Genomic DNA, 641 nt, shown 5'->3' with positions numbered 1-641 from the left:
GCGGAGCACCTGGTGTCGGTGCACGGCGTGCGCTCTCTGGTGCTGGTGTCGCGGCGTGGCCCGGAGGCCGCGGGTGCGGGTGAGCTGTCGGAGCGGTTGTCGGCGCTGGGCGCGGACGTGCGGGTGGTGGCCTGCGACGTGACGGACCGGGACCAGGTGTTCGGTCTGGTGGCCGAGGTTTCCGACGGGGGGCGTCTGGCGGGTGTGGTGCACACGGCCGGTGTGCTGGACGACGGTGTGGTGGAGGGGTTGACGGCGGAGCGTCTGGCGGGGGTGTTGGCGCCGAAGGTGTCGGCGGGTTGGTTGTTGCACGAGGCGACGGCGGGCCTGGATCTGGACTTGTTCGTGGTGTTCTCGTCGGTGGCGGGTGTGTTGGGTTCGCCGGGTCAGTCGGCGTATGCGGCGGGTAACGCGTTCCTGGACGCTTTGGCGGTGTGGCGGCGGCAGTCGGGTCTGCCGGCCGTGAGCATGGCGTGGGGCATGTGGGACACCGCTGGTATGGCGGCGTCGATCGAGGAGGCGGACCGGGCGCGTTCGGCGCGGGCGGGCCTGGCGCCGATGAGCGCCGAGGTCGGGTTGGAGCTGTTCGACGCCGCCCTGGGCGCCGACCGTGCGGCCCTCGTACCGGCCGTGATCGACGT

At 72.4% G+C, this 641-nt stretch carries 1 protein-coding gene; it reads left to right on the top strand.

Annotated features, from left to right (window positions below; translation table 11 throughout):
* Positions 1–12: 12 nt before the first annotated feature.
* Positions 13–641, top strand: a 629-nt coding sequence (locus tag ACTMS2_RS29295) for a beta-ketoacyl reductase (protein ID WP_441178272.1), incomplete at its 3' end; no start/stop codon positions are given.

Origin of the sequence: Micromonospora sp. SD12 (genome assembly GCF_052068495.1) — a bacterium.
GTDB classification, from domain to species: Bacteria; Actinomycetota; Actinomycetes; order Mycobacteriales; family Micromonosporaceae; genus Micromonospora; species Micromonospora echinofusca.
This window is presented reverse-complemented; position numbering and strand designations above follow the sequence as displayed.